Source organism: Acinetobacter sp. NigerLNRRAM0016, from assembly GCF_054112845.1.
In genome coordinates, this window is the sequence record NZ_JBSYVT010000152.1 from 1 (window position 1) to 253 (window position 253).

Sequence of the window (253 nt, forward strand, 5' to 3'; positions counted from 1 at the left end):
CCAACGGCTTCTTTCCATTGTTCTGGCATCATGTTTTTCACATCTTGCGGAATCACATTCCAAACACCCATAAATTGTTCTGCAAATAAAATCAGGGCATAAAAAATGGCGCTTAATGCGCCAACTTGTACTGATTTCAGTTTGTATGCCTGTTTCCAGTTTTCAATGAATTTCATTTAATACTCCACGTGTTTGCTTGGCGTTTCAGCCAAGACTCAATAAATGTACTTCCCAAAATGCCAAGTGCTGACGC

Annotated in this window: 1 protein-coding gene; it reads right to left on the reverse strand. The window is 39.9% G+C overall.

The genetic code is table 11. The features are described from left to right. Window positions 1-176 (reverse strand): DUF7940 domain-containing protein (locus ACWQ4X_RS19940; protein WP_457904698.1); only part of this gene is annotated, 176 nt, incomplete at its 3' end. Window positions 177-253 lie beyond the last annotated feature (77 nt).